At 61.3% G+C, this 7231-nt stretch carries 5 protein-coding genes and 1 pseudogene; 4 read left to right on the forward strand and 2 right to left on the reverse strand.

Annotated features, from left to right (window positions below; all coding sequences use genetic code 11):
- Positions 1 to 879 precede the first annotated feature (879 nt).
- On the reverse strand, positions 880 to 1551 hold the full coding sequence (locus NKI85_RS37020; RefSeq protein ID WP_352780797.1) for a GntR family transcriptional regulator: 672 nt from the start codon (positions 1549 to 1551) through the stop codon (positions 880 to 882).
- An 82-nt stretch (positions 1552 to 1633) separates the two neighbouring features.
- Between NKI85_RS37020 and NKI85_RS37025 the strand changes: the two genes are divergently transcribed.
- The 4 genes from NKI85_RS37025 to NKI85_RS37040 all read left to right on the forward strand — a co-directional run bounded on the left by NKI85_RS37025 (position 1634) and on the right by NKI85_RS37040 (position 6161).
- On the forward strand, positions 1634 to 2398 hold the full coding sequence (locus NKI85_RS37025) for a LamB/YcsF family protein (RefSeq protein ID WP_352780799.1): 765 nt from the start codon (positions 1634 to 1636) through the stop codon (positions 2396 to 2398).
- Positions 2391 to 3989, forward strand: coding sequence for a 5-oxoprolinase subunit B/C family protein (locus NKI85_RS37030; RefSeq protein ID WP_352780801.1), 1599 nt, complete (start codon positions 2391 to 2393; stop codon positions 3987 to 3989). The genes NKI85_RS37025 and NKI85_RS37030 overlap by 8 nt, the downstream gene beginning before the upstream one ends.
- Positions 3986 to 5695 (forward strand): acetyl/propionyl/methylcrotonyl-CoA carboxylase subunit alpha, encoded by a 1710-nt coding sequence (locus tag NKI85_RS37035; protein WP_352780803.1) that lies wholly within the window; start codon positions 3986 to 3988, stop codon positions 5693 to 5695. The genes NKI85_RS37030 and NKI85_RS37035 overlap by 4 nt, the downstream gene beginning before the upstream one ends.
- Before the next feature lie 316 nt (positions 5696 to 6011).
- Positions 6012 to 6161 carry a hypothetical protein gene (locus tag NKI85_RS37040; protein ID WP_352780805.1) on the forward strand — a complete coding sequence of 50 codons (150 nt, stop codon included), beginning with the start codon at positions 6012 to 6014 and terminating at the stop codon, positions 6159 to 6161.
- A gap of 107 nt (positions 6162 to 6268) precedes the next feature.
- Here NKI85_RS37040 and NKI85_RS37045 read toward each other — a convergent pair.
- Positions 6269 to 6826 (reverse strand): annotated as a pseudogene (locus NKI85_RS37045) (IS6 family transposase).
- Between the last annotated feature and the right edge of the window lie 405 nt (positions 6827 to 7231).

Here is a 7231-nt window from a genome sequence, read left to right on the forward strand (position 1 = left end):
CGCTTAACTCGGCGACCATATCGCCCGTTGCATGTTCCAATGTCATGGCGCGAAAACTCCATGTTCATCGGCCTCTTGCAAGGTGCCTTGGCGCACCGCTTACCATTGCAGCGCCTCCTCGCGCCGCCCTAAACTAAATCTCCACGGTTATCCATCTCATGAGTGGACGCGGCCGCTTTCCGGTTGCCTCCCGCGCAATTTCGAGAATTGGATGGCTCCCAAGGGGTTCTTCCTAATCATGCGGTACCACGCTGGCTCGGCACCCCCCGCAAAGGTACTCATCGACGCGGTGACGGCGCGCCTTGCTCGACTGCCGGATCTAGTCGAGTTCAACTCTATGCAGATCAGCCTCTTTGAGAGGCATTTTGGCAAGACCGATTTTCAGATGATCAATGGTATCTTATGCATCATTTTGGCAGATGACACGTTGAGCCTACCTACGAGCATTGTCACAGAGTATCCCGACGAAACAATTTACGGGCGCGCTTTCATAGCCGGCCATGCTATCCAGTCGAATTCGTATTAGCTGCCTACGATGCCTATCAAAAACTGAGGGGAGATTAGAGCCCGGTTGGTTTCGAACTTACTTTCTGGATGCGATGCAGGACGCTGCGTACACCCTTGAATGGACGTTCACATATTGCCGATCGAACGTTCATTTCTTTGATACTCAAGAGTAATGCATAATAGCCTGCCATCGACTTGTCCCGTTGACAAAATCCCTTGCGAACACTTCGGCAAGGATGATCTCGACACGAGGTCGTCGATCGCTTGCGTCAGGCTTGTGAGCGTTCCAAAAATTTGACAGGAAGCACAAAAGTCAATCCGGCACATAGTTCTGAGTCGTCCCGCGATTCGGTTACCGGCGGTAGGGTGATCTCATTTTCTTCGACGTTGGAGGGCTGCAAGCACCGCCCTTTCCGACATAAGCAGATATCCTTCCAGCTGCGAAACCGCGGATGGGATGTCGCCGCCCTCGATCACCCGAACGAGAGATGTGTTGAGGTCTACATAGGGTTTGTGGAGGTGCGCCGAATCTTCTAGCTGCGCGAAGGCAAGCCGAAGTTCGGCGAGTACCAAGTCGAAGCAGGCGCTGAGCCTGGGACTGTCGCAAAGCTCCACCATCGCGCGGTGGAATTCCATGTTGATCGTTCCGACCTGCGGCCAGTCGCCTTGCGAGCCCACCTCACGACCTCGCTCGGCCAGCAGTCGCATTCGCGCGAGAGCTGGGTGCCCCCTCGTTGTGGTTTGAGCTGCCCCCTTCTGAATGATCGAACGCACGCGGTAGATGTCGATGACTGCGGCTTCGTCCGGTGCAGCAACAAAGACTCCACGATTAGGAATGTACTTCAGCAGTCTTTGACTGGTCAGCAGTCGAAAAACCTCTCGGAGTGTGTTGCGGGAGATACCGAATTGGGCAGCGATCTGTTCTTCTGAGAGCTTCTGGCCCGGCCTGAACTCACCTGCAATGACCAACTCCCGAATGCTAGCCGCTACGAGTTCAGCGAGCGATTGGCCATCTGCCGCTATGGCTCTGTCGTCTGCCATCATACCTGCAAGCTCATCCTTATTGTTGAACAATCAATACGGTGTTATTCAACAGAGAATACCCGTCGTCGGGACAGGCTATGACATGACACCCATCGACCTCAATAGCGATCTCGGCGAGAGTTTCGGCCCCTGGCCGATGGGTGACGACTCGTCGATGCTCTCGATCGTAACCAGTGCTAACATCGCCTGTGGGTTCCATGCCGGCGATCCGGCGGGCATCCTTTCCGTGCTGAAGGAAGCTGCGAGACGGGGCGTTTCGGTCGGCGCGCATGTTGGCTACCGTGATCTTGTCGGCTTCGGTCGCCGCAACATGGATCCGACCAGCGCCGAACTGGTAGCTGACACGATCTTTCAGATCGGTGCGCTCCAGGGACTTGCGAGAGCGGCCGGCACAAGGGTGCATTACGTCAAGCCGCATGGCGCGCTCTACAACACGATTGCTCACGATGCACGTCAGGCGGCCGATGTCATCGAAGGCATCAAGGCCATTGACCCTTCGCTTAAGCTGATGGCGCTCGCCGGCGCGCCGATCGTCAGCCAAGCTCGCGCGGCGGGGCTCACGGTTGTCTGCGAGGCTTTCGCTGACCGTGCCTACAACGCCGACGGAACCCTTGCCAGCCGGCGCTTGCCGGGCTCCGTCATCCATGACCCGCAGACAATCGCGGAGCGCATGCTGCGCATGGTCGTCGAGAGCCGCATGATCGCCATCGACGGCACGGACATCGCGCTTGAGGCCCAATCCATCTGCATTCACGGCGACACGCCGGCGGCTGTCGCTGTCGCCCGCACGCTGCGCGATACGCTGGTGAGCCGAGGCATCGAGCTCAAGGCCTTTGCCCATGGCTGAGCGCCTGCGCTTCCTGCCCGCGGGCATCGACGCCTTCCTGGTCGAACTTGAGGATCTCGCTACCACATTGACGTTGCTCGACGGCCTGCTCGCCGCCCGGCCGCCGGGCGTCATCGACCTCGTGCCGGCCGCTCGCACGCTGATGTTCCGCTTCGATCCTCTCCTGGCCGACTATGAGAATCTCATTGACGTCATCTCCGGGATTGACCTGTCGGTCCAAAGCTCGCGGCAAGGTGAGACCTTCGAGATCCCCGTCACCTATGACGGCGAGGATCTCGGCGATGTCGCCGAAATCCAAGGCTGGACAGTGGAAGACCTGATCCGCCGCCATACGGAGGCGACCTATACCGTCGCCTTTACCGGCTTTGCGCCGGGCTTCGCTTACATGACCTGCGATAATCCCGCCTTTGACGTCCCGCGCCGCAAGAGCCCTCGCGTGCGCATCCCGGCTGGCTCGGTGGCTCTTGCCGGCAAATTCGGCGGTATCTATCCCGCCGACAGTCCCGGTGGCTGGCAGCTTCTTGGACGCACGCCCCTCAAAATTTGGGACACCAGACGCCCTCGCGCGGCACTCCTGGGTCCCGGCGACCGCGTCCGCTTCCGTGAGATGGCCAAAGGGGATGTTGTCTCCGTTCCTGCAGGCCCGCAGAAGACGGCGAAAGCCTTCGGCCCCTCTGCTGGCCTTCTGGTCACCCGTGCCGATCGCCCGGCGCTCTTCCAGGATCTCGGTCGTCCCGGTCGGGCTGACCAGGGTGTTTCGGAATCTGGCGCGGTCGATCGCACGAGCCTCATCGAGGCGAACCTTTGCGTTGGCAACCGACGCGAGGCGGCAGCAACTGAGATCACTTTCGGCGGCTTTGCGCTCAAGGCGGACCGGCCGGTTACGCTAGCCGTCACAGGTGCGCCCGCACCCCTTGCGATCCACACGGCAGACGGCCGCACCCTCCCGGCTCCTCTCGGCCGACCCTTCGCGCTCGACGCAGGCGACGAGCTGACGCTGGGCTTCCCCCCGAAAGGCGTGCGCAGCTATCTGGCCCTGCGCGGCGGGTTCATCGTCGCCACCGTCCTCGGCTCGGCAGCGACTGACACGCTGGCAAAGGTCGGCCCAGAGCCGATCACGACGGGCGCCATGCTGGTGCCGGCAAACGAACCTGCAGCCGCCGTTGATCCCCTCCGGCCCGTGCCCAAGAAAATGCCCAAGCCAGGCGACACCATAATGCTCGACGTGGTTCTCGGGCCCCGTACGGACTGGTTCACGAAAAAGGGCGTAGCCACGCTGCTATCGCAGGACTGGCAGGTGACGGCGGAGTCGAGCCGGGTCGGCATGCGCCTTCTTGGCGCCGAGCCATTGGAGCGACGCGACGCCACGGAGCTGCCTTCCGAGGGCGCTGCGCTTGGGTCAATCCAGGTGCCGCATAGCGGGCAGCCGGTGCTCTTCCTTGCCGATCATCCCCTGACCGGCGGCTATCCGGTGATCGCCGTCGTTGAGCGCCACCATCTCGATCTTGCCGGCCAGATCCCCATCGGCGCGAGCATCCGCTTCAACGCCATTGCTGCCTTCGACCCGCTCGTCAGGAAAATCGACCGATGAAAAAGCTTCTCATCGCCAATCGCGGCGAAATCGCCATTCGCATCGCCCATGCCGCGCGGGACTACGGCGTTGCCACTGTGGCGATCTATTCCGATGCCGATGCCCACTCGCTCCACGCCGAGTTGGCTGACGAAGCGTTTGGCCTTGGCCCTGGCCGCCCGGCGGACACCTATCTGAACATCCCAAAGATCCTCGACATCGCCCGCCGTGCTGGCGCGGATGCCGTCCATCCGGGCTATGGCTTTTTGTCCGAGCGCGCAGAGTTCGCGCAGGCGGTCATTGACGCCGGCCTCGTCTGGGTCGGGCCGGCGCCGGCGGTGATCACGGCGCTCGGCGACAAGGTCGAAGCCCGACGGATTGCGGCACAAGTCGGCGCGCCGCTGGTCAAGGGATCGGACGGTCCGCTCGCCTCGGCGGCAGACGCAGTTGCCTTTGCGAAGGAGGCGGGCCTGCCGCTCGCCATCAAGGCTGCTTTCGGCGGTGGCGGGCGTGGCATGAAGGTTGCCGGCAAGCTGGAGGAGGTCGGCGAGCTCTTCGATTCTGCCGTGCGTGAGGCAACCGAGGCCTTCGGCCGCGGCGAGTGCTACGCCGAACAGTTCCTCGACAAGCCGCGTCATGTCGAGGCGCAGATCGTCGCCGACAGCCACGGCAACACCGTGGTGTTAGGAACGCGCGACTGCTCGCTCCAGCGTCGCAACCAGAAGCTCGTGGAGGAGGCTCCCGCTCCTTTCATCTCGGAGGAACAGCGCGCCCGCATCCACGATGCCGCCCGCGCAATTTGTGCCGAGGCGGGCTATACCGGAGCCGGCACCGTGGAGTTCCTTCTGTCAGACAACGGTGTTATCTCCTTCCTTGAGGTCAACACGCGCCTCCAAGTCGAGCATCCGGTGACGGAGGAAACGACCGGCGTCGATATCGTCATCGAGCAGTTGCGCATTGCCGACGGACTGCCACTGTCGGTGACGCAAACGCCCCCTCCGCGCGGCCATGCCTTCGAGTTCCGCATCAATGCGGAGGATCCCGGCCGCGGCTTCCTGCCAACGCCCGGGCTGATCACGCGCTTCCGCGCACCTTCCGGCCCTGGCGTGCGGCTGGATACCGGCGTAGAGACCGGCTCGGAGATCCCCGACCTCTACGACTCCATGATGGCGAAGCTGATCGTCACCGGCGCGACCCGCGAGGAGGCGCTGATCCGCGCCCGCCGGGCATTGGCCGAATTCCGGATTGAGGGTGTGGCCTCGGTGCTCCCATTCCACCGTGCGGTGCTGGAGGAGCGCGACTTCACCGGCGAGGACGGCTTTCGCGTCTACACCAACTGGATCGAGACGGCCTTTCGCGGCCTCGAGCCGGCGCCGCGTGTCGATCCTGTCGAGGGCGGGCTCCTGCGCACCTTCATCGAGATCGACGGCAAGCGCCATGCGCTCGGCTTGCCGTCCGCACTGTTCTCCGGTGTTTCCGCACCGCAGCCAGCTACCACCGCAAGCGCAAACGCAAGTGACGGCGCGGTGACAGCCCCGATACCGGGCACCCTCCAGCAATGGCTGGTCGAAGACGGAGCGACTGTCGCCGATGGAGAGGCCGTGGCGCTGATCGAGGCCATGAAGATGGAAACGCGCGTCTTCGCTACGAAGGCTGGCCGCATCTACATCATGGCGAAACCCGGCGACGCGGTCGGCCTCGGAGTGGAACTGGCGATAATAGAGTGAGGCTGGCGGATGAGAGAACCAGCTGGAACGTCCTGACAACAAACTATGCCCGCTGACAGGGGAACGAAACGGAGATAGCACATGAGACTGAACCCGATGACCAGGCGCCCGCGAATGCCGTGAAAACTGCAAGGCGCTCAAACCAGTCGTCTGTTATCCGGTCGACACCCCTGCCGCGCCCGGATTTCCGCCTACCGCGCGCTGCGTGACGACCTCGAACTCACCGAGACCGTGATTGTGCCGCCGCTGGACGCAGCCACGTGGACCGTGCCGGCGGGTCATTTCTTCCGCATCGTCTGCAGCGAGGGAATCGCAGGTGGGCGATCTGAACCTGTTCAATGCTAATGATCCAAAGGACCGGCTCTATACCGGCAAGACGCGGGCACTGATCGGCACCCATGTCGGCCTTCAACTCTCTTTCCAATTTCTCCTATTTCCGGCCCATCGCCACGATCACTACCGATAATCCTGGACTGATGCGGCTTCGACAAATGGCTTTGTTGCATTTACTTGAAAAGGGCACGACGAACCGGGTCGAATAGGCCACTCAGGCGGCAAGACCGAAGAGCTGGTTCACAAGCGGATTTCGCCTGTCACGCCGCGCTGTGCCAGGCCGCAATGGCCGCGACTGCGGCGGATCATGCGCATCACCTCGAAGCCTTTGATGGTAGCAGAGGCTGTTGCCATCCTCTGGAAGCCACGGGTCGGCCGGATGACGCGCTTGAGCGCTCCATGGTCAGCCTCAATGATATTGTGCAAATATTTCGATGTCCGGTGCTCACCATTTTCGACAGCAGGCCCTCCTTCTGCAGGCGCTGGATTGCCTTGGGATACAACGCCAGTTTGTCCGTCGTAATTGAGGATGGCGGATAGTCACTGACCGGCCTTCAGGATTTTGCGCAGGAAGCGATAGGCCGCCCAGGTGTTGCGCCGATCGGAAAGCATGAAGTCGATCAGTTGTCCGTGCTTGTCGACAGCCCGAAACAGATACTTCCATTTCCCGCCAACCCGAACATAGGTCTCGTCGACCCGCAATGATTCAGATCGACAGCCCTGATATTGGCGCACTCGCTTTTCAGGCTCTGGGGCATAACGTTGAACCCACCGAAAGATCGTGCTCGGGTCGACCACGATGCCGCGCTCCTACATTATCTCAGCCAGGATCGCGGAGCTGATCCCGTACTTGCAGTACCAGCTTACGCACAGCAGGATGATCTCGACCGGAAAGCGGCGGCGCTTGAACAGAGACAAACGGGACGGCTCCTCAGATAACCGCCTTCCTCTACCTCTAAACTGCCAAGGTAATGCAACTGCCTCTAAGCATTTACTCGAACGCGCCAAGCATTGGATGCTAATAGATGCCGACTAGAAGCGCTCCTAGACGTTATGACCGTGGTCTGAGCGGCGGCCCGTCCTTAGTCTTTGCAGCTGTAAGAGTCCGTTTTGAAATTCAAGGATGAGCGTTTCGGCGGATGAGGTTTGCGCCCATTGCGACGAGGATCATTGCGTGAGAGACGTCGATGCGCTGCTCGTAGT

This window comes from Mesorhizobium sp. M0571, from assembly GCF_040320985.1.
GTDB lineage: Bacteria > Pseudomonadota > Alphaproteobacteria > Rhizobiales > Rhizobiaceae > Mesorhizobium.

What these genes read in the sequence shown, in the direction of transcription:
- NKI85_RS37020 (WP_352780797.1), bottom strand. Translation starts at nt 1,551, where the DNA reads ATGATGGCAGACGACAGAGCCATAGCGGCAGATGGCCAATCGCTCGCT.
- NKI85_RS37025 (WP_352780799.1), top strand. Translation starts at nt 1,634, where the DNA reads ATGACACCCATCGACCTCAATAGCGATCTCGGCGAGAGTTTCGGCCCC.
- NKI85_RS37030 (WP_352780801.1), top strand. Translation starts at nt 2,391, where the DNA reads ATGGCTGAGCGCCTGCGCTTCCTGCCCGCGGGCATCGACGCCTTCCTG.
- NKI85_RS37035 (WP_352780803.1), top strand. Translation starts at nt 3,986, where the DNA reads ATGAAAAAGCTTCTCATCGCCAATCGCGGCGAAATCGCCATTCGCATC.